The following is a 19968-nucleotide window of genomic DNA, read 5'->3' on the forward strand; positions in this document are numbered from 1 at the left end:
ACTTGAGGCCGTTTTCAGGGCTGAAAACGGCCTGATCTGCCAGCCAGTTGGAAGGGAACGTAACCATGAGGGACATGAGAGATGACTGAGGCTTTTCTGTACGACGCCGTGCGGACCCCGTTCGGGAAGTTCGGCGGCGGGCTCGCCGGCGTGCGGCCGGATGACCTGGCCGCGCACGTGATCGGCGAGGCCGTGAAGCGGGCGCCGGGGCTCGACCCGGAGCGGATCGATGAGGTGGTGTTCGGCAACGCCAACGGCGCGGGCGAGGAGAACCGCAATGTCGCCCGGATGGGTACCCTGCTGGCGGGGCTGCCGGTCTCGGTCCCGGGGACCACGGTGAACCGGCTGTGCGGGTCCTCGCTGGACGCGGCAATCATCGCGTCCCGGCAGATCAACACCGGCGACGCGGACCTGGTTCTGGTCGGCGGGGTCGAATCGATGTCCCGGGCGCCCTGGGTGCTGCCCAAGACCGAGAAACCCTACCCGGCCGGGGACCTGTCCCTGGTGTCCACCACGCTGGGCTGGCGGCTGGTGAACCCGGCGATGCGCCCGGACTGGACGGTGTCCCTGGGTGAGGCGACCGAGCGGCTGGCCGAAAAGTACGGGGTGACCCGGGAGGCTCAGGACGAGTTCTCGGCCGCCTCGCACAACCTTGCCGCCGCGGCGTGGGATGAGGGCTTCTACGACCGGCTCGTCGCCCCGGTCCCGGGCACGGACCTGGTCCGGGACGAGGGCATCCGCCCGGGGTCGTCGGCGGCCAAGCTCGCCGGGCTCAAGACCGTGTTCCGTGCCGAGAACGGCACCGTCACGGCCGGGAACGCGTCCCCGCTCTCGGACGGCGCGTCCGCGGCGTGGCTCGGTTCCGAGGCCGCCGCCGGGCTGCTGGGGCTGGACCCGCTGGCCCGGGTCGCCGGGCGCGGGGCGCACGCGAACGATCCGCAGTTCTTCGGCTACGCCCCGGTCGAGGCCGCGAACAAGGCCCTCGCGAAGGCCGGGATCGGCTGGGACCAGGTCGGCGCCGTCGAACTCAACGAAGCCTTCGCCGCGCAGTCCCTGGCCTGCATCAACGCCTGGGGCATCGACCCGGCGATCGTGAACCGGCACGGCGGCGCGATCGCGATGGGCCACCCCCTCGGCGCCTCCGGGGCACGGATCCTGGGCACCCTGGCCCGATCCCTGCAGGCCTCCGGGCGGCGCTGGGGCGTCGCCGCGATCTGCATCGGCGTCGGCCAGGGCCTCGCCGTCGTCCTCGAAAACGTATCTGCCGCACCGTCGGCACCGGCTGCAAAGGGCTAGGACATGCTGAACTTCATTGACACCGTCGGCGAGGCCGTCGTCGGCATCAAGGACGGCTCCACGGTGATGATCGGCGGCTTCGGCAACGCCGGGCAGCCGTTCGAACTCATCGACGCCCTGCTCGACTGCGGCGCCACGGACCTCACCGTGGTGAACAACAACGCCGGCCAGGGCGACCAGGGCCTCGCGCTGCTGGTCAAGGAGGGCCGGGTCAGGAAGATGATCTGCTCGTTCCCGCGGCAGTCCGACTCCTGGCACTTCGACGCGAAGTTCCGCGCCGGCGAGATCGAGCTGGAGCTGGTGCCGCAGGGGAACCTGGCCGAGCGGATCCGCGCCGCGGGCGCCGGGATCGGGGGATTCTTCACCCCCACCGGCTACGGCACCATGCTGGCCGAGGGCAAGGAAACCCGCTTCCTGGACGGCAAATGGCAGGTGTTCGAAACCCCCATCCACGCCGACGTCGCGCTGATCAAGGCGCTCAAGGCCGACGGCAAGGGCAACCTCGTCTACCGCAAGACGGCCCGCAACTTCGGCCCCATCATGGCGGCGGCCGCCCAACACACGATCGTCCAGGTCTCCGAGGTCGTCCCCACCGGCGGCCTGGACCCCGAGAGCGTCGTGACCCCCGGAATCTACGTCAACAGCATCGTGAAGGTGGCCTGAGATGAGCCTCAAGACGAGTATCCAGACTTCGGACGCGCCGCTGGGCCGCGATGACCTGGCCCGCCTGGTGGCCCGGGACATCAAACCCGGCTCGTTCGTGAACCTGGGCATCGGCCAGCCCACCCTGGTCTCCAACTACCTCCAGCCGGAGCAGAACATCACGCTCCACACCGAGAACGGCATGCTCGGCATGGGCCCGGAGGCTACCGGCGACCAGGTCGACGGCGACCTCATCAACGCCGGCAAGATCCCGGTGACGGAACTGCCCGGAGCCTCCTACTTCCACCACGCGGACTCCTTCGCGATCATGCGCGGCGGCCACCTGGACATCTGCGTGCTGGGCGCCTTCCAGGTCTCCGCGACCGGCGACCTCGCGAACTGGCACACCGGCGCGCCGGACGCGATCCCCGCCGTCGGCGGCGCCATGGACCTGGCGACCGGCGCCAAAGACGTCTTCGTGATGATGACGCTGCTGACCCGCGAGGGTGTGTCCAAGCTGGTGGAGAGCTGCAGCTATCCGCTCACCGGAATCGGCTGCGTCACCCGGGTCTACACGGACAAGGCTGTGTTCCTCACCGGCCCCGACGGCGTCCAGGTGCGCGAAACCTTCGGCTGCACGCTCGAGGAGCTGCAGGACATGGTGCCGGTGCCGCTCACCGCCGCGGCAGCCTGACCACCGCGTATAAAGTGAGGCGTGACCGAGAGGCGTGAAATGACTGAGGCAGCAAAGGGCACCCGGCCCGACGGGGCGCCCGCGGCCAGCGACCAATACGTGCAGTCGCTGGCGAGGGGACTGGCGGTGATCCGGTCCTTCGACTCGGAGCACCCGCTGATGACGCTGACCGAGGTCGCGGCCCGCACCGGCCTCACCCGCGCCACCGCGCGCCGGTTCCTGCACACCCTCGTCGAGCTCGGGTACGTCCGCACCGACGGTAAGGCCTTCGCTCTGACGGCCAAGGTGCTCCAGCTCGGCTACGCCTACCTCTCCGGGCTGTCGCTGCCGCAAATCGCCCAGCCGCACCTGGAGGAACTCTCGCTCAAGCTGGGGGAGTCGACGTCGGCGGCCGTGCTGGACGGGACGGACATTGCCTACATCGCCCGGGTGGCGACGCGCCGGATCATGACCGTCGGGATCACCGTCGGCACCCGGTTCCCGGCGTACGCCACCTCCATGGGCAGGGTGCTGCTGGCCGCCCTCCCGCCGGCCCAGTTGAAGGAGTATCTGGCCACGGCCGAGCTCCGGCCCCTCACGCCACGAGCCATCTCCACCCCCGAAGACCTCGCGGCGGAGCTGGACGCCGTCCGGGCCCAGGGCTGGTGCCTGCTGGACCAGGAACTCGAGCTCGGCCTGATGTCCCTGGCCGCGCCGATCCACGACGGTCCCAAGGTGGTCGCGGCCATCAACGTCTCGCTGCAGGCCCAGGCCGTCGCGGCGCAGCCCGATCCGGCGGCCTACCTGGATTCGGTGCGCGAGGCCGCCGTCGCGACGGCAGAGCTCATTTCCGCGGATCTCTCCGCCGGAGGCTGACCCGCCCGAAGGCGCCGCAGCCTGACCCGCCCCGGACCGCGGCCTAACCGCGCCGGGACCGGGCGAACAACTGCCGCAGCGTAAAGAAGCAGCCCAGGGCGCTGAACAGCAGCGCCATCAGGAACTCACCCCGGAGGCCTTCGACCAGCTGCGGGTTGTTGCCCAGGTTGTAACCCAGCAGGTCCCACGCCCGGGGCTCGAACAGCAACGCCAGCGGCGACGCACCCAGGTACTCGGCCAGGTCCAGCCAGATGCTGCCCATGAAGGACAGCAGCACCGTCGCCAGGGTCACGCCAACCACCACCCATGCCCCGCGCCGCGAAATGGCACCACCGCCGGCCGCCGTGCTGCCGGCGAGATACAGCCGGGCGGCGCCGGCAGCCGTCACGAAGGCGACGATGGAACCCATCCACCCCAGCTTCCACATGACCAGCCAGAGCCCGACGCCGAGCGGGACCACGGCGAGGGCAAACACTGTGCCGCGCACCGCGCTTTCCAGGGACTCCGGGCGGACCGGGGGGAGGGGCAGGGCGGGCAGCTGAGACTGCCGGTGTTCCGCGGAATCCGGCCACGGCGCCCCGTCCGGCCAGCGCTGGCCGTATTGCGGCTCGGCCTTGCCAAAGGTTTCGGACTTTTTTTCGGCGTCAAAATCTGCGCGCTCTGTCATCATTCCCCCAAATGAGATGAGTGTTCCGGTCAACGATGTGCCGGTAAATCCCGCTTAGTCTGGCACAAAGCGGAAGGAAAATGATGATTTAGGCGGCATTGTTTCGGCGCCAGGGTCAGGGCGCGGGCTCTGGCTGCGTCGAGATCGCTATAGTGACCCCGGCCCCGTCGTCGCTGATCCTCAGGTGCAGCGGCCGGTCCACGAGACTGGCGTGCATGTCTTCGCTGTCTTCCGGGGCCAGTTGCTCGGCCAGCCGGGTGAGGGCCAGCGCCATCGCCCGCCCCCAGTCGTGCGGGTCCCTGCTCGATGCTTCGGCTTCGGCTGAGTAGTTTTCTTCCGGTCCGGTCATGTGCTGCCGCCTTCCGTGCCTGGAACGAGGCCGCCCGGCGAATCCGGGGCATCCGGCAAGGCCGGGCGCGCGACAGTTCCTGAACATGGCCAGTGTAGTGACCGCCCGGACTGTGCGTCCATGATTCCCGGGCACGTTGCGCAAGGTTCCAGCCCCGCCCCGATAGGATTTCCCTGCGGGGCCTCTCCCGTCACTTGCCGAAGGACGCCATGCCACAGACCAATGCCGCGCAGGACACCTCCGCGCAGGACTCCCCCGTACAGCCCCGCCGCGCCGCCGTGGTCATCAACCCCATGAAATCCTCCGGCGAGGACTTCAAGGCCGCCTTCTACCGGCTCTGCGAAACGCAGGGCTGGACGGAGCCGCTCTGGCTCGAGACCACGGCCGAGGACACCGGACTGGGCCAGGCACGGGAGGCGCTGGAGGCCGGCGTCGACGTCGTAATCGCCGCCGGCGGCGACGGAACGGTCCGCTGCGTGGCCGAGGTCCTGGCGGGGACCGGGACGCCGATGGGCCTGGTTCCGATGGGCACCGGCAACCTGCTGGCCCGCAACATCGGCGTCGACATCACCGACCCGGTGGCCGCCAGCTACGACATCCTGAACGGCAGCGACATCAAGGTGGACGTCGTAAAGGCCAGCCTGGACCACGCGGCGGACGAACAGCTCTTCTTGGTCATGGCCGGCCTCGGCTACGACGCGGCCATCATGGCGAACACCGTCGACGAACTCAAGGACCGCGTGGGCTGGCTCGCCTATGTGGAGGCCGGCATCCGGCACCTGCCCGGCAAGCCGGTCAAGGCACACATCAGCATCGACGGACAGCACCCGGTCCGTCGCCGGATCCGCAGCGTCATGGTGGGCAACTGCGGCAAGATCACCGGCGGCGTGGAGGTCTTCCCGGCCGCGAAGATCGATGACAACATCCTGGACGTCCTGATCCTGGCCCCGGCGGGCAAGCTCGGCTGGTTCAGCGTCCTGGCCGGCATGTTCGGCCGGAAGAACGGCAAGAACAAGTCCGTGGAGTACTTCGCCGGGAAGTCCGCGGAAATCAGCCTCGACCATGAGCAGGAGTTCCAGCTCGACGGCGACCACATCGGCAAGGCCAAGCACCTCAAGGTGGCCGTGGAGCACGAGGGCCTCACCATCAGGATGACGAAGGCGGCTTAGCCCTCCGTCACCGGGACCTGCCGGTAGGCGAGGATCTCGGCGAGCTCGGCCAGCCGGTGCGCCCGCGCGGATTCCGCGGGGGTGAACGGCTCGCCGGGCCGGACAAAGCTGATCGGACCGTGCCAAGCGGTCGGAATCCGGAGCAAGGTCCCGTCCTGGGGGTCCTGGAACGGCGGCCCGGAATCCGAGCCGGGCAACGCCACGATCCGTGCCCGCAGCAGCTCCGCCACGGCCAGCGGCAGCTCGGCGGGATGGGCGGCGATCCGGGCGGCGAGGCTCAGGGCGCCGGTCTGCCCGTCGGCCATGGCCAGGGCAGTTGTGGGCCAGACCTGCGGCTCGCGGCCGCCGCCCTCGCGCAAGGCCCGCAGCAGACCGAGTTCGCCCACCTCCCCCGGGGCCGCCAGGACAAATTCGTCCAGGACGCCGCCCGGCACGTGATGGACGTGGATGCTCAGGATGTTCGTGTCCAGACCGGCCAGTTCCTGCGTGAGCTTTTGCAGTGCCCCTGGCCGATCCCTCAGCACGGTGCGCGCCCGCCACAGGGCAGGCGCGGCGCCGAGCCGGCTGCGGTGCCGCAGGGCGGGGGCGTGCAGCCACCGCCGCAGCATCCGCGCCGCCGAAGGTTCGGCCACCCAGATCACCAGGACCGTGGCGGTCACCGTGAGGACCAGCACCTTGGCCAGGTAGGGAAGATGGGTTTCGACGACGGCGGCGTGCACCAGGAGTTCGATCGGCAGCATGACGGCGACATTGGCCAGGGTCAGCCGCGCCTTGGTCGGTTCGGGCATCTGGCCGCAGACTTCGCAGCTCAACTCCGCCGCGGACGGGGCCGGGTGCGCGGGACGTGGCCCCGCCGGCGTTCCACGTTTTGCTCTGGGCTTCATGCTCCCATCGTGTCCGCCCGCTGTTTCAGGCCGGTTGCCGCCGGATGAAGATTTGCGTCGACGGGTTGCGGCTGCGGGACTGTGGCACTGCGGGCAGGCTAACGGCTGTGCCCGCCGGAGTACTCGGCCGTCCGGCCGGCCGGGGCGTCCGCGCGGCGTTCGCCGCCATCGTCCGCGGTCGGGCCGCCGTCGGCGGCTTTGTCCGCGCCTACCCCGGTTCCGGCCAGCGAGGCCAGCAGGTCACGGATCTCCGCCAGCAGCGCGGTGTCCGGCGGGAGGGGCTTCTCCTCGGGCTCGGCGGTGGCCAGCCGCTGCTTGACCAGCCGGTTGATCCGGTTCATCGGCGCCACGAAGATGAAGTACACCACGGCCGCGGTGATGACGAAGGTCACGAAGGCCGTGATGACGGCGCCTATGTTGACGAAGGTCTTCGTGTTTCCGGGCCAGACGTAGAAGCCGAGTCCCTGGGTCTCGACGCCGCCGGCGGCAGCGATGACCGGGTTGATGATGTTCGTGGTGAACGCCGTGACCAGGGCGGTGAAGGCGGTGCCGACGACGACGGCGATGGACAGTTCGATCACGTTGCCGCGCAGGATAAAGTCCTTGAATCCTTTGAGCATGGTGTCCTCTCGAATGGATGCCGTGTGGTTGGTTCAACCGCTAGACGCTACCATCTTGACCCGCGGCCGCGTCTTCCGTTGAACGGAATTTGGAGCCCGTAATGTCCCGGTTCCGGCGTAGGATTCAGGCGGATGCCAGTGCCGCCGTCGTTCCCTGAACCGAATGCAAAGGAAGGCCCATCCCGCTCGTGAAGCCCGCGACATTGCTTGCCGACATGTTCACCATGGCTCCGGCCAACAAGGATCACCAGGTCGCGGTCCGGTGCGCCGTGGGCGTCTTCGTCCCGCTGCTCAGCCTGGTGCTGCTGGGCAGGCTGGATCTGGCCATCTTTGCCTCCTTCGGCGCCTTCACCGGGATCTACGGCCGAAACGAACCCCATGGCAGGCGGCTGATCCTCCAACTGCGGGCCGGCACGCTTATGCTCGCCGTCATCCTGCTCGGCGCCCTGACGGCCCGCGCCGGGGAAGCGTTCGCCCTCACGCCGTCCGGCAGCATTTGGCTGCAGGTCCTCGCCACCACGCTGGTGGCCGGCGGCTGTTCGCTGATCGTCGCCTGGTGGCGGCTCCGTCCGGCGGGATCCCTGTTCCACATCTTCGCCTTCGCGGCAATTGCCTCCATCCACAGCCAGCCACCGCTGTGGCAGGGAATGCTGGCGGCCGTCCTGACCGTCCTCTTCGCGCTAGTGGTCGGCATGTCCGCCCGCGTGGTCCCGAGTCGCCGCAAGCCGTGGTCCTGGCCCCCGCCGGCACGGCTCACCGAGCGGGAGCGCCGCGTCGCCTGGCTTGAAGCGGTGGGATACCTTGTGGCGGCGGGGCTGGCCGGCACTCTTGCCACCGTGGTCGGGGAGTGGCTCGGCTTCGGCCACAACTACTGGGCGATGGTGGCCGCCGTCGTGCCGCTTGTGGGGCACACGACCCGGCACCGCCTCAGCCGAGGCGTGCAGCGCATCATCGGTACCGCCCTGGGACTGGTCCTGCTCGCGCTGATCCTGCTGCTGGAACCCGCCCCCTGGCAGACGGTCCTGGTGATCGCCGCCTGCCAGTTCGGCGCCGAAATGTTCATCGCCCGCCAATACGTGCTGGCCCAGGTCTTCGTCACCCCTCTGGCGCTGATTTCGACCCTGCTGGTGGCCCCGACGCCGGCGGGAATGCTGCTGCGGGACCGGTTCCTGGAGACCGTCATCGGAGCCGCCGTCGGCGTCGCCGTCGTCCTGGTCCCGATCGCGTGGCGCCGGCTGGGCGCGGGCACCCATTCAATGGAAGACTGATTCCAAGACAAAACAACAATTCGGGAAGCAGGGCGGATGGCTAACTCCCGCACCGGGGATTCGGTGGTCGACCGGGTGGTGCGTCTGATCGAGGCGTTCCCCGAAGGGTCGGCGTCCCTGCAGCTCTCCGACCTCGCGGACCGGGCCGGCCTGCCGCTGACGACGGCGCACCGGCTGGTCCGGCAGCTGGCCGGACACGGTCTGGTGGAGCTGGGTAGCGGCGGATCGGTCCGGCTGGGGCTGCGGCTGTGGGAACTGGTGAACCGGAATTCCCCCACGCTGGCCCTGCGGCAGGCGGCGATGCCCTTTATGGAGGACATCCAGCAGGTGCTCAACCAGAATGTGAACCTGGCAGTGCTGGACGGCTGGGAGGCCCTGTTCGTGGAGCGGCTGTCCCGCCGCGGCTCCGTTGCGAACCGCGCCCAGATCGCTGGCCGGATGCCCGTGCACCTGTCCTCGGCCGGGCTGGCCCTGATGTCCCACCAGCCGGCGGCGGTGCAGGCCGCGTACCTGCGCCAGTTCACCGACCCCTCGGGGAGGCTCCGCGCCGGCGATGTCCGGGCGCTCCTCGCCGAGTCGGCCGGCCAGGGTTTTGCAGAGCTGGCAGGGGTGGTGGACCCGGATACCTGGGGGATCGCCGTCCCCGTACTGGACGCCAAGAAGCGCACGGTGGCGGCACTCGGCGTCGTGGTTCCGCTGCGGGAGGTGCGGCTGCAGGCGCTGGTGCCGGCGCTGCAGACAGCTGCGCGGGGGATCGGCCGCCGGCTCGGAGACACCCGCACCGCCGCTGAATTCCGTTCAATGGAAGACCTGTAACGCGGATCACCCCGGCGGGCGCACACTGTAGCCAGAGAATCCACCGGCCCCGGACGCCCAGCAGTCCCGGCCCCGCAACGAAGCGAGGACACCATGGCAAACCGCAAAGTCATCACCACCCAGGTCGCGATAATGGGCGCCGGCCCGGCAGGGCTGATGCTCTCGCACCTGCTGGCCAAAGAGGGCATCGAATCCACCGTGATCGAGATCCGCAGCCACAAGGAAATCTCCGAAACCGTCCGGGCGGGCATCCTGGAACACGGCTCCGTGAACCTGCTCGTGGACAGCGATGTTTCGGACCGCGTCCTGCGTGACGGGGACCGGCACGACGGCATCGAACTGCGCTTCAACGGGGAAAGCCACCGGATCGACTTCCAGGACCTCGTCGGCGAGTCGGTCTGGCTCTACCCCCAGACCGACGTTTTCCTCGACCTCGCCGCACGGCGCCGGGCGGACGGCGGCGATGTCCGCTACAGCGTCACCGACACCACCATCTACGACCTTGAGGGCGAGCCAAAGGTCTGGTTCACCGATGCCGAGGGAGTCGAATGGGAGCTGCAGGCCGACTTCATCGCCGGCGCGGACGGTTCGCGCAGCCACAGCCGCTTCCAGATCCCGGAGGCCCAGCGCAAGTGGTACTTCCACGAGTACCCCTTCGCCTGGTTCGGGATCCTGGCCGAAGCGCCGCGCAGCTCCGACGAACTGATCTACGCCAACTCCGAGAACGGCTTCGCCCTGATCAGCCAGCGGACCGAGACGGTCCAGCGGATGTACTTCCAGTGCGACCCGAATGAGGACGTCAACGACTGGAGCGAAGACCGGATCTGGGACGCCTTCCGCAGCCGGGTCAACGGCAACGGCTTCGAACTCAAGGAGGGTCCGGTCATCGACAAAACCGTCCTGAAGTTCCGCAGCTTCGTGCACGCCCCGATGCGCCACGGCAAGCTCTTTCTCGCCGGCGACGCCGCCCACACCGTCCCGCCGACCGGCGCCAAGGGCCTGAACCTCGCGCTGCACGACGTCAAGGTGCTTTTTGAGGGCCTCGACAGCTTCTACAAGACCGGCTCCACCAAGCTCCTGGATGTGTACAGCGACCGCGCCCTGGACCGGGTCTGGAAGGCGCAGCATTTCTCCTACTGGATGACGTCCATGCTCCACACCCCGACCGACGCCGACGACTTCGCCCGCGCCCGCCAGCTCGGCGAGCTCAGTTCCGTCGTGTCGTCGCGGTACGGCCGCGCCTACCTCGCGGAGGCCTACACGGGCTGGCCGTCAGCGCGCTAGGAACGGCCCCGGGAGGGGGCACAATTCCGTCGACAGCACCCCCGGCCAGGACTAGCCTTTAACCGTCCCAGCATGACCCGACAAGGACGACGGAGAGGTGTCCGATCATGGGAACCGCAGAAAATATTGAGCTGGTCCGGCGGGGGTACGAAGCCTTCAACACCGGGGATATGGCGACCCTCAACGAGCTGTTCGCGGAGGACGCAGTCTGGCACGTGGCCGGCAGCGGCGTGCTCTCGGGAACGAAACAGGGCCGCGAGGCCGTCCTGGCCTACTTCGGGGAACTGGGAGCACGCACCCGGGGTGACTTCCAGGCCAGGGTCCAGGACATCGTCGGCGGCGAGGACCACACAGTCGCGATCCAGCAAACACACGCCACCAACAACGGCAAGACCCTGGACGTGTCCACCGTCATCACGTTTGTGGTCCGTGACGGAAAGATCGCCGAGGGCAGGGAGTATTTCGAGGACACTGCCAGGGCGGACGACTTCTGGGTCTAGCCCGCGCCGACAGCCTGACTTGCTCCCCGGCCAGCCCTAGCTGCGCGGCGGTTACGGAACGGGCGCGGGATCTTTCCGCGCGTCGTCCACGGGGACCGTCGCCGGGCTGGCCTGCGCGCGGTAACGGCAGGCGCCGGCGGTCTTAACGCGCCGTGAACACCCGGCGCCGCCCGTCGGCGTCGAACCTGGCGGACCAGGGTCCCCAGCCCGGCAGCGTCAGGAGCGGGCGTTGAACACGTCCGCGCCGAAGCTCTTGAGTCCCGGCGCCCCGGCGTACCCGAGCCGTGGCAGCGAGAAGATGTCCTCGATGCTGGCCAGCAGGCTGAAGTGGTTGTAGGGCGTGTCCGATGACGTGCCGCCGTGGGTAAAGGGCGAGAGCACCAGGGCGCCGACGCGGCCGCCGGCGGCGCCCCCCGGAATCGCGGCAGACCCGGTCGTCTGGCCTTCGGTCTCGTCGAAGGTGATGACCAGCACGCCGTCCTGCTTGAAAGCGGGGGAGTCGAGGATGGCCGGGACCTGCTCCCGAAGCCAGCTGTCGCTCGCGGCCAGCCCACCCGGGCTGCCGTCGACGCAAGGATTGTCGTGGCCGTCATGGCAGAGGTTGGGCGAGATGTAGGCGAGGTTCGGGGTCGTGGCGATCGACTGCAGGTCCCCGGCCAGGGCCGAGAAGTCCACGACGTTGCGCGCACAGTCCGGGGAGGAAGTGATCGCGGTGAAGTAGACGAAGGGGTTGTGCCGGGTGGCATACTGGTCGCCCTGCTTGGCGCCCTGGTGGTCGTCCTTGGCCCCGGGTTCGGGATGCTGGCAGGGGGTCCCCATGTCCTCCATGTAGCCCTTCCAGGTCTTTCCGGCCGCACTGAGCTGGCCGGCGACGGTGGGAACGGACTCGGGATAGACGCAGCCGGTGCCCTGCACCTGCCCCGGGGCGGCCGTTCCGGTCTGGGTGAAGGGGGCATACGTCGGGCAGTCCGCGCGGGTCATCGGGTTCGCTCCCTGCCCCGAAATTTGGGCCAGGTAGTTGGGGTTGGAGTTGTGGGCGATGCCGTAATACGCGGAGAGCAGCACGCCCTGGGCGCGCAGGGTCCGGGAGAGGTACGGGGCCGCGGAGCCGGACCCCCAAACCTTGTCATAGCCCTTGTTTTCGAGGTTGATGACGAAGACGTGGCCGGGCTTGCCGGCCGCCTGCGGCCCGCCGGAGGCAGGCGCGGAGGACGACGGTGGCCCGGAGGACGTCGGGGGCGGCGGTGCCGTCGCCGTCGTCGTGGGAGAGCCGCTGCCGGTGGGGCCGGGTGGCTGCGGGGCCGGGGTACAGGCCGCGGCCGCGGTAATCAGCGCGCCGGCAAGCAGGAGGCCGGTCATCCGGCGGGCGGGGAGGGCATGGTTCCGGCTCATGCGTTCCGGCTTTCTCTTGACGCGGTGGTCCGTGTCTTAAGCAAACCCCTTCGCGGCCCCCGGCGACAGCTTCCGGCGGGTATTCACAGGGAGTTCACACCATTGCCGTCCATGCGGCAGAGTGCGAGTTGATCGCCTTGGCGTAGCAGTACGAGTGTTCCACCCCGACGTAGGGTCCAAAGTTGGGCACGGCAGTGAAGCCTGAACTCTCGTAGAAGTGCCGTCCGTCGGCCTGCACCGACCCCGCCTCCGCAGTCAGGGTGGTGATGCCGAGGGCATGGGCATGTCCTTCCAGCGCCGCCAGGATGGAGCTGGCCACCCCCGAGCCGCGGGTGTACGGCAGCACATACAGCCGTTTGATCTCCGCGGAGTGGTCGTCCAGCAGCCGCAGCCCCCCGCAGCCCACCGGCTGGCCGGACGCCTTGTCGTGGGCCACCAGGAAAACCGCCGTGTCGGCCTCCGACGGCGGCGGTCCGGGCTCGTGGTCGCTATGGCCGAAGCGGGCGTCCAGTTCCGCCTGCTGGGCGGCCCGCAGGTCGGCGCCCACGGGGTTGGCCCAGGGGACCTGCCGGATGTGGAGCCGCGGGTTGGTCTGCATCGCTGCCTCGATTCGCCGAAGGGTTATGCAGACCAAGGCTAGGGAGGGGCGGTTTCGGCGGTGTTTCCGCCGTGTAAGGGCTTCGAGAACTCGGCGGCCCGCCGTTTCGACGGTTCCGCGCCCACTCGACGTTCGCAGGCACCCCTCCGGCACGCAAACGTCGAAACGGCACGTCAGGCCGGGCGGCCGGTGGGGTCTTCCGCCGTCGGATCCGCGAGGGCAAGTCCGCCCACCGGACTGCCGTCCCAGTGGATCAGGCGCCAGCCGGCGTCGGGATCGCCTTCGAGAGCCACGATGCCGGTGTTGGCGAGCACGTGGCGGGCCGCGAACTCCGCCTCGACATTGGCGGCACGCAGCCCGGTCCAGACCCGGATCGCCGCGCCATGGCTGACCACGGCGACGCTGGACTCGTCCCCGCCGGTGGAGGCGGCGGCGATCCTGGCGATCGAGTCGTCGAAGCGTTCGAAGAAGTCGTGGCCGCTGGGGCCGGAGGGCATTCGCCGGTCCAGTTCACCCGCGGTCCAGGCAAACACGGTGCCCAGGTAGCGCAGGTGGGATTCGCGGTCCGTGAGCTTTTCCAGGGCTCCGGCCTCGATTTCCCGCAGCCCGGCAAGCACTGCGATCTCCAGGCCCCGGCTGCTGGCAAGCGGCGTGGCCGTGAGCTGGGTGCGGACCAGGGTGGACGCGTAAAGCAGTTCGATCCGCTCGTTCACCAAGGAACGGGCAAGGGCGGCCGCCTGGCGCTCGCCGAGCTCGGTCAGGCCGGGTCCCGGATGGGCGGTGTCCAGCTGGCCCAGGACATTGCCCGGGGTCTGCCCGTGGCGGATCAGCAGAAGCCTCATGGCAGCGATTTTACCGGCTGCCTTTACCGGCCGCGCCGGGTTACTGGATCCGGACCGTGGCCTGGATCGGCGCGTGGTCGCTGGGGTAGCGGTCGTCCAGGCGGAAGGTGTTGACCGCTGCCTCGGCAACCTGGATATCCGGCGTCACCGCGATCCAGTCGATGCGGCTTTCGCCGATGACGGGGTCCTTGTAGTTCGGAAACGTGCCGTACTCGGGGGTCAGCCGTTGCTGCGCGGCGGTCCAGGAATCCCGGAAGGCGCCGCTACCCACCAGGGTGCTGTACGCCCCGGAGGAGCCGGCGTCGGCGTTGAAGTCCCCCATCAGGACGGTCGGCAACCCCGGCTCGCGGGTGGCATGCTCGATGATGGCCTCAGCGCTGCGCAACTGGGCGTTCTCTGACTCGTGGTCGAAATGTGTGTTGACCACCATCAGCTCACGCCCGGTGCAGTTGTCTTCGAACCGGCCCCACGTGGCGATCCGTGTGACGTCGTTACCCCAGGTCGCCGAGCCGGGCACCGTGGGCGTATCCGAGAGCCAGAACTGGTCCCACTCGTGCAGCCGCAGGCGGCGGGAGTCGTAGAAGATGCAGGAGTGCTCGCCCCGGCTGCCGCCCTCGCGGCCGTGGCCGATCATCCGGTAATGCTCCGGAAGGGCATCCTCGATCACGGCCAGCTGGTGCTCCAGCCCTTCCTGGATCCCCAGCACTTCCGGGAGTTCCTCGGCCAGGACGGCCTGCAGCGCCGGAACCCGCTCGGGCCAGTAGTCGGCCTGTCCCGGCAGGGTCGCCGGGATGTCGCAGCGGATGTTGAAGCTCATCAGGCTCAGGGCGGCCGGGTCGGCGCCGGCTCCCGCCGGGCCGGGGTCGGCGTCGGGTTCGGTCAGAACAGTCCGTGCTGTCGACTCAGTGTCGCTCGGCAAGGGGTCTCCTCGTGTCGGTAACAACCCCAGCTTCCGCCTGGAAGCTGGCCAGTCCTCGACGGCCGCGTAAACGACGGCCTGCCGGAAGGTTAATTCGGGGCAAGCCCGGCTAGGCCAGGTGGTCGACCAGCTTGTCCGCGATGCCGGTGTACTTGCCGGGGGTGAGGGCCAGCAGCCGGGCCTCGGCGTCCGCGGACAGGCCAAGGCCCTGGACGAATTCCTGCATCCGGGCGGCGTCGACGCGCTGGCCGCGGGTCAGGTCCTTGAGCCGTTCGTACGGGTTTTCCATGCCCGCGACGCCGGCGATAGCCTCGGCGCGCATCACCATCTGGATTGCCTCGCCAAGGACCTCCCAGTTGGTGTCCAGATCCCGCGCCAGCACGTCCTCCGCGACGTCCAGGCGGTCCAGGCCCTTGGCAACGTTGGAGATGGCCAGCAGGGAGTGGCCGAACGCCACTCCGATGTTGCGCTGCGAGGAGGAATCGGTGAGGTCGCGCTGCCAGCGGGAGGTGACCAGGGTGGAGCCCAGCACGTCCAGCAGCCCTGAGGAGATCTCCAGGTTCGCCTCGGCGTTTTCGAAGCGGATCGGGTTGACTTTGTGCGGCATGGTGGAGGACCCCGTGGCGCCGGCCACCGGGATCTGCGCGAAGTAGCCGATCGAGATGTAGCTCCAGATGTCCGTGCAGACGTTGTGCAGGATCCGGTTGAAGCGTGCGACGTCGGCGTACAGCTCCGCCTGCCAATCGTGGCTTTCGATCTGCGTGGTCAGCGGGTTCCAGTCCAGGCCCAGGCCCTCGACGAAGCTGCGGGCGACCTGCTCCCAGTCGGCGCCCGGCACGGAGGCGACGTGCGCCGCGTAGGTGCCGGTGGCCCCGTTGATCTTGCCGAGGTACTCGGTCCGGGCGATGCGGTCCAGCTGGCGCGTCAGCCGGTGCGCGATCACGGCGAGTTCCTTGCCCAGCGTGGTGGGGGTGGCGGGCTGGCCGTGGGTGCGGGAGAGCATCGGCACCGCGCGGTTGGCCTCGGCCATCGCGCTGATCTGGGCGACGAGCTTGCGGGCGGCGGGCAGCCAGACGTCCTCCACGGCGCCCTTGACACCAAGCGCGTAGGAGAGGTTGTTGATGTCCTCGGAGGTGCAGCCGAAGTGCACCATGGCGGTCAGGTGCCCGATGCCGATCCCGGGCAGGCGCCGGCCAATGTAGTACTCCACGGCCTTGACGTCATGCACTGTGACGGCCTCGATGTCGGCCAGCTCGGCGACCGACGCGGCGTCGAATTCGGTCACAATCGCACGTAGCTTCGCCTGCTGCTCTGAGCTCAGCGGGCCCGCGCCGGGCAACACATTGTTGCTGGTCAGGTGGATGAGCCATTCAACCTCGACGGCGACCCGGTCGCGGTTGAGGGCAGCCTCGGAGAGATAGTCCACCAGCGGCGCGACGGCCGACTGGTAGCGGCCGTCGAGCGGGCCGAGCGCGATCTGGTGGTCGGAAGCGGCGAGGGCCAGGCGTCCGGACGGCGTGCGGGTCTCGGCTGTGGCGGCAGTTTCAGGCATGGTCCGATTCTTTCACGAAGTGCCGCCGGCCCTTAAGCGGGCGGTTGCGTATGACATTCCGCCTGCGGGCCGGGTGCTTGTCCACATAGCCGCCGCGGCCGCTTCCGGCGCGGGCCGCGGGTCCCTAGCCTCGAACCCGGAACTGAAGTGAAAAGGAAGGGAGTCCCGGTCATGAGCGGCACGTTGACAGCAGCCGATGCGACGGCCTGTGCCTCACGCAGCTACGAGGTCCAGCAGCTGGCTGCCAGGGTGGCGTCCTGCGCGGAGCAGGCCGGCGCGGTTCTTGCCAGTCTGGGCCGGCTGGAACTCCAGGCCTGGCAGTCCCCGGCGGGCCGCGCCTACCGCACAACACTGTCGCTGCAGGCCGCGTCCCTGCGGCGCGCCCGGGACGGGTTGCAGGGCGCGGCTACGGCGGTCCTGCGGCACGCCCAGCATGTGACGCTCTCTTCGGGGCGCCCGGGCTACTGATGACGGAGTTCACCCCGGCCGGCTCCGGAGAGGTTCCGCGCCCTTCGCCGCCTCCTCCGGACGGGATGCTGCGCATCCGCGGCGGGGTGGGCGGACTGAGCTTCCAGTTCGAGGAGCTGCTGGCCGGCGCGGCTGCCCTGGACGCGGTGGTGCGGCAGCTGTACGCCGTGGAAGGGGAGGCCGACGGCATCAGGCGGTCGCTCTTCGAGTACCAGACGGATTCCTACCGCAGCGGCAGCGACGCCATTATCTCGGTGGGCGAGGCCGGCCGGGACGTCGGCCGGGTCCGGGCAGAACTCGAACACATCGCAGCCCAGGTGCGGGCCAGCCACCGGGAGTACGAGTTCACCGAAGCCCGCAACGCGCTGTTGCTCAGGGTGGGACTCAGCGGCCCGGAGTACGGCTCCGCCCAGGGGCCGTTCGAGCTCCCCGGCGTGCGCGACCAGGTCGAACACGGGGTGGCCTCGGCTCCCCGCGGCCTCGCCCTGCTGCTGGGACTGCCCGTCCCGCTCGCCGGCGCCGTCGGGGCGCTCAGCGGGCCCACCGATGTCCGCCGTGCGGTGCGGGAACTGACGACGGCGCCGGGGCTGGGATTCCTGAAGCCGCGGCCGGTCAGGGTCGTGGGCAGCCAAACGGCCATTGCGGACGTTGATGTCTCGCCGGCCGGTCTGCTGCGGCGTGCGGAGGCGGTGGGCCGGAACAGTGGCGACATCGAGGTGATCCGGGTCGACGGCGGCGACCGCCGAGCCTGGGTGGTCATCATCCCGGGAACGCAGCTCGGCGGCCTGCCCGAGGGCACGAACCCCTTCGACGTGGCCGGCATCGCCGAGGCGCTTGGCTACGACTCGGCGGCCACCAATGCGGCCGTCGGGCTGGCATTGCGGGAGGCCGGCGCGGAAGCGGGGGAGCAACTCGCCGTTGTGGGCTACAGCCAGGGCGGTATCCATGCCATGAACCTGAGCACGGACAAGGCGTTCCTGGCGGAATTCGACCTCAAGTTCGTGCTGACCGCGGGTTCCCCGGTCGGTGGCATCAGCCCAGCGCCCGGGATCGGCAGCCTGCACCTGGAACACCAGCATGACTGGGTGCCTGGGGCAGACGGGCTGGCCAATGCCGACACCAGGGACCGGGTGACTGTCACGCTGACGAACAACCTGACCCTGCCGCCGCCACAGGACTTCGGCCTCGGCCCGGGCCACAACTTGGAGAACTACGCGGCCGGGGCGGAAGCGGTCTCGGCGAGCCGGGATCCCTCGCTGCTGGCCTCCACCGCGGCCTTGGCCGCGGTGGTCGGGGCGGGCGGCAGCGCAACGGTGACCAGGTTCTCCCTGCGGCGCGAGGCGCTGCCTGCGCCGGGGGTGCCCACGGCCCCCGGCCCGGAGCCCAGGGTGCCCGTGCCGCCGTCGGCCAGGCCCGCCGTGCCGCGAACGGTGCCGGCCGCGACGCCGGTACCACTGGGCGTGGCCGGTTAGTGCGGCCGGTCAGCGCCGGCGGCCGCCCGGGAGCCGGCCGGCTACCAGGGACACCACGGTGATGATGATGGCCGCGAGCACCGCGGTCCAGAAGAAGGAGTCGATGGTGAAATGCACCGGCGTGTAAGAACTCAGCCACGAGGTGAGGTACAGCATGGCCGCGTTGATGACGATCGTGAACAGCCCCAGCGTGAGGATGGTGATCGGCAGCGACAGCAGGCTGACCAGCGGCTTGACGAGGGCGTTGACAAGGCCGAAGATCAGGCCGATGAACAGGTAGGCCAGGATGATCCCGATCTTGTCCGTGCCCTGCGTGACGCCGCTGTTGGCCACGGCCCCGGTGGTGGCCGAGGTGGAGATATCGAGCCCGGGAAGGATCCAGCTGGCGATCCACAGGGCCAGTGCATTGACGATGACCCGCACGAAGAGTGAGCGCATGGCCCCATGCTGTCACACCACCGGGCCACCCGGCAGGAGGGCGAAGTAGGCTAGGTGGCATGACTTCATCAGACAACCAGGCCGGCGGGATCCGCCCGCGGCCGGTGGTAGACCTCCTTCCCCGCTACGCGGCCGGCAAGCCGCCGGTCCCGGTCGAGGGGCTCGTGAGCTACAAGCTGTCCTCCAACGAGAACCCCCTGCCCCCGATCCCTGCAGTGCAGCAGGCCATCGCGGCGCAGACCGACTTCAACCGCTACCCGGACCCGCTGAGCAGCAAACTGCGCGGGGAGCTCGCCGGGTTCCTGGACGTCCCGGCCGAGGACATCGTCACCGGCGCCGGCAGCCTCGGAGCCCTCAACCAGTTGCTGGCCACCTTCGCCGGGCAGAACGACGACGGCAAGGCCGACGAAGTCATCTACGCGTGGCGCTCCTTTGAGGCCTATCCCATCAGCGTGGGCCTCGCCGGCGCGGACAGCGTGCAGATCCCGCTGACGGCCGAGGGCCGGCACGACCTCGACGCGATGGCCGCCGCGGTGACGGCGCGCACGCGGATGATCCTGCTCTGCACCCCCAACAACCCCACCGGCCCCATCCTCACCACCGAGGAAACTGAGCGCTTCCTCAAGAGGGTCCCGTCGGACGTCGTGGTGGTCATTGACGAGGCGTACCAGGAGTTCGTCCGGGCCGAGGACGCGGTGGACGGCATCGAGATGTACCGCAAGTATCCCAACGTCGTGGTGCTGCGGACCTTCTCGAAAGCGCACGGGCTGGCCGGACTGCGGGTGGGCTACAGCGTGTCCCAGCCGGAGCTCACGCAGCACCTGCGCGTCACGGCCACGCCGTTCGCGGTTTCCCAGATCGCCGAGGCGGCAGCGGTCACCTCGCTCCAGCACTTCGGCGAGGTTGTAGAAAGGGTACAAAGCCTGGTCGACGAACGGGACCGCGTGACGGCCGGACTGCGCGAGCTCGGCTGGTTTGTGCCGGACGCGCAGGGCAACTTCGTCTGGCTGAATCTCGGCGCCAACAGCGCGGAATTCGCCGCGCTGGCGGGCGAACGGGCACTGTCTGTCCGGGCCTTCGGCACCGAGGGGGTGCGGGTAAGCATCGGCGAGCCGGAGGCCAACACACGGTTCCTCGAATTGTGTGCGATCTATACAAAAGCCCCGCAGCGTTCCTAGCGCTTAACATGAAGCCCGCAGGGAGCCCGCTGCGGATAAAGTAGGGGACGAGTTAGCCAAATATA

22 protein-coding genes are annotated in these 19968 nt (G+C 69.2%); 12 read left to right on the top strand and 10 right to left on the bottom strand.

Annotated features, from left to right (window positions below; genetic code table 11):
- Positions 1-81 precede the first annotated feature (81 nt).
- From ACZ5Z0_RS09920 to ACZ5Z0_RS09935, 4 genes are read left to right on the top strand one after another with little or no spacing between them, the layout of a single operon-like run.
- Positions 82-1296, top strand: coding sequence for a thiolase family protein (locus ACZ5Z0_RS09920; RefSeq protein WP_464108265.1), 1215 nt, complete (start codon positions 82-84; stop codon positions 1294-1296).
- Between the two features lie 3 nt (positions 1297-1299).
- Positions 1300-1959, top strand: coding sequence for a 3-oxoacid CoA-transferase subunit A (locus ACZ5Z0_RS09925; RefSeq protein ID WP_464108266.1), 660 nt, complete (start codon positions 1300-1302; stop codon positions 1957-1959).
- Position 1960: 1 nt separating this feature from the next.
- Positions 1961-2632 carry a 3-oxoacid CoA-transferase subunit B gene (locus tag ACZ5Z0_RS09930; protein ID WP_138767964.1) on the top strand — a complete coding sequence of 224 codons (672 nt, stop codon included), beginning with the start codon at positions 1961-1963 and terminating at the stop codon, positions 2630-2632.
- Between the two features lie 39 nt (positions 2633-2671).
- Positions 2672-3487, top strand: a complete 816-nt coding sequence (locus ACZ5Z0_RS09935) for an IclR family transcriptional regulator domain-containing protein (RefSeq protein WP_464108267.1) — start codon at positions 2672-2674, stop codon at positions 3485-3487.
- 43 nt (positions 3488-3530) lie between these two features.
- On the opposite strand, the gene ACZ5Z0_RS09940 is transcribed toward ACZ5Z0_RS09935, so the two are convergent.
- Together ACZ5Z0_RS09940 and ACZ5Z0_RS09945 are read right to left on the bottom strand one after the other, a co-directional pair.
- Positions 3531-4157: a hypothetical protein gene (locus ACZ5Z0_RS09940; protein WP_464108268.1), complete on the bottom strand. Its 627-nt coding sequence runs from the start codon at positions 4155-4157 to the stop codon at positions 3531-3533.
- Between the two features lie 112 nt (positions 4158-4269).
- Positions 4270-4503, bottom strand: a complete 234-nt coding sequence (locus ACZ5Z0_RS09945; RefSeq protein WP_464108269.1) for a hypothetical protein — start codon at positions 4501-4503, stop codon at positions 4270-4272.
- Positions 4504-4712: 209 nt separating this feature from the next.
- Between ACZ5Z0_RS09945 and ACZ5Z0_RS09950 the strand changes: the two genes are divergently transcribed.
- Entirely contained in the window at positions 4713-5672 is a 960-nt protein-coding gene (locus tag ACZ5Z0_RS09950) for a diacylglycerol/lipid kinase family protein (RefSeq protein ID WP_464108270.1), read from the top strand.
- Here ACZ5Z0_RS09950 and ACZ5Z0_RS09955 read toward each other — a convergent pair.
- On the bottom strand, positions 5669-6556 hold the full coding sequence (locus tag ACZ5Z0_RS09955; RefSeq protein ID WP_464108271.1) for an ACT domain-containing protein: 888 nt from the start codon (positions 6554-6556) through the stop codon (positions 5669-5671). The genes ACZ5Z0_RS09950 and ACZ5Z0_RS09955 overlap by 4 nt on opposite strands.
- A gap of 98 nt (positions 6557-6654) precedes the next feature.
- The gene (gene mscL / locus ACZ5Z0_RS09960) at positions 6655-7176 is read right to left on the bottom strand and encodes a large conductance mechanosensitive channel protein MscL (protein WP_464108272.1); all 522 of its coding nucleotides are present in this window, start codon (positions 7174-7176) and stop codon (positions 6655-6657) included.
- Positions 7177-7391: 215 nt separating this feature from the next.
- Between mscL and ACZ5Z0_RS09965 the strand changes: the two genes are divergently transcribed.
- From ACZ5Z0_RS09965 to ACZ5Z0_RS09980, 4 genes are all read left to right on the top strand, one after another.
- Entirely contained in the window at positions 7392-8444 is a 1053-nt protein-coding gene (locus ACZ5Z0_RS09965) for an FUSC family protein (RefSeq protein ID WP_464110764.1), read from the top strand.
- Positions 8445-8480: 36 nt separating this feature from the next.
- On the top strand, positions 8481-9260 hold the full coding sequence (locus ACZ5Z0_RS09970; protein ID WP_464108273.1) for an IclR family transcriptional regulator: 780 nt from the start codon (positions 8481-8483) through the stop codon (positions 9258-9260).
- Between the two features lie 93 nt (positions 9261-9353).
- Positions 9354-10544 (top strand): 4-hydroxybenzoate 3-monooxygenase, encoded by a 1191-nt coding sequence (locus ACZ5Z0_RS09975; protein WP_464108274.1) that lies wholly within the window; start codon positions 9354-9356, stop codon positions 10542-10544.
- A gap of 107 nt (positions 10545-10651) precedes the next feature.
- A complete protein-coding gene (locus tag ACZ5Z0_RS09980) occupies positions 10652-11044 on the top strand; it encodes a nuclear transport factor 2 family protein (protein WP_464108275.1) in 393 nt (130 codons plus the stop codon).
- 216 nt (positions 11045-11260) lie between these two features.
- On the opposite strand, the gene ACZ5Z0_RS09985 is transcribed toward ACZ5Z0_RS09980, so the two are convergent.
- From ACZ5Z0_RS09985 to purB, 5 genes are all read right to left on the bottom strand, one after another.
- Positions 11261-12436, bottom strand: a complete 1176-nt coding sequence (locus ACZ5Z0_RS09985) for an alkaline phosphatase family protein (RefSeq protein WP_464108276.1) — start codon at positions 12434-12436, stop codon at positions 11261-11263.
- A 94-nt stretch (positions 12437-12530) separates the two neighbouring features.
- Entirely contained in the window at positions 12531-13034 is a 504-nt protein-coding gene (locus ACZ5Z0_RS09990) for a GNAT family N-acetyltransferase (protein ID WP_464108277.1), read from the bottom strand.
- Between the two features lie 173 nt (positions 13035-13207).
- Positions 13208-13876, bottom strand: a complete 669-nt coding sequence (locus tag ACZ5Z0_RS09995; RefSeq protein WP_464108278.1) for a histidine phosphatase family protein — start codon at positions 13874-13876, stop codon at positions 13208-13210.
- 40 nt (positions 13877-13916) lie between these two features.
- Positions 13917-14795, bottom strand: coding sequence for an endonuclease/exonuclease/phosphatase family protein (locus ACZ5Z0_RS10000; protein ID WP_464108279.1), 879 nt, complete (start codon positions 14793-14795; stop codon positions 13917-13919).
- Positions 14796-14904: 109 nt separating this feature from the next.
- Positions 14905-16347: an adenylosuccinate lyase gene (purB, locus tag ACZ5Z0_RS10005; protein WP_464108280.1), complete on the bottom strand. Its 1443-nt coding sequence runs from the start codon at positions 16345-16347 to the stop codon at positions 14905-14907.
- A 171-nt stretch (positions 16348-16518) separates the two neighbouring features.
- On the opposite strand from purB, the gene ACZ5Z0_RS10010 reads away from it, so the two are divergent.
- On the top strand, positions 16519-16815 hold the full coding sequence (locus ACZ5Z0_RS10010) for a hypothetical protein (RefSeq protein ID WP_464108281.1): 297 nt from the start codon (positions 16519-16521) through the stop codon (positions 16813-16815).
- Positions 16815-18287, top strand: coding sequence for a hypothetical protein (locus tag ACZ5Z0_RS10015; RefSeq protein ID WP_464108282.1), 1473 nt, complete (start codon positions 16815-16817; stop codon positions 18285-18287). Before ACZ5Z0_RS10010 ends, ACZ5Z0_RS10015 begins: the two co-directional genes overlap by 1 nt.
- 9 nt (positions 18288-18296) lie before the next feature.
- Here the strand turns inward: ACZ5Z0_RS10015 and ACZ5Z0_RS10020 are convergent, their stop codons facing one another.
- Positions 18297-18725: a phage holin family protein gene (locus ACZ5Z0_RS10020; RefSeq protein WP_464108283.1), complete on the bottom strand. Its 429-nt coding sequence runs from the start codon at positions 18723-18725 to the stop codon at positions 18297-18299.
- Positions 18726-18784: 59 nt separating this feature from the next.
- Here ACZ5Z0_RS10020 and ACZ5Z0_RS10025 point away from each other — a divergent pair, with 59 nt between their 5' ends.
- Positions 18785-19903: a histidinol-phosphate transaminase gene (locus ACZ5Z0_RS10025; protein ID WP_464108284.1), complete on the top strand. Its 1119-nt coding sequence runs from the start codon at positions 18785-18787 to the stop codon at positions 19901-19903.
- Positions 19904-19968 lie beyond the last annotated feature (65 nt).

The sequence above is a fragment of the Arthrobacter sp. T2-23 genome (assembly GCF_055398325.1).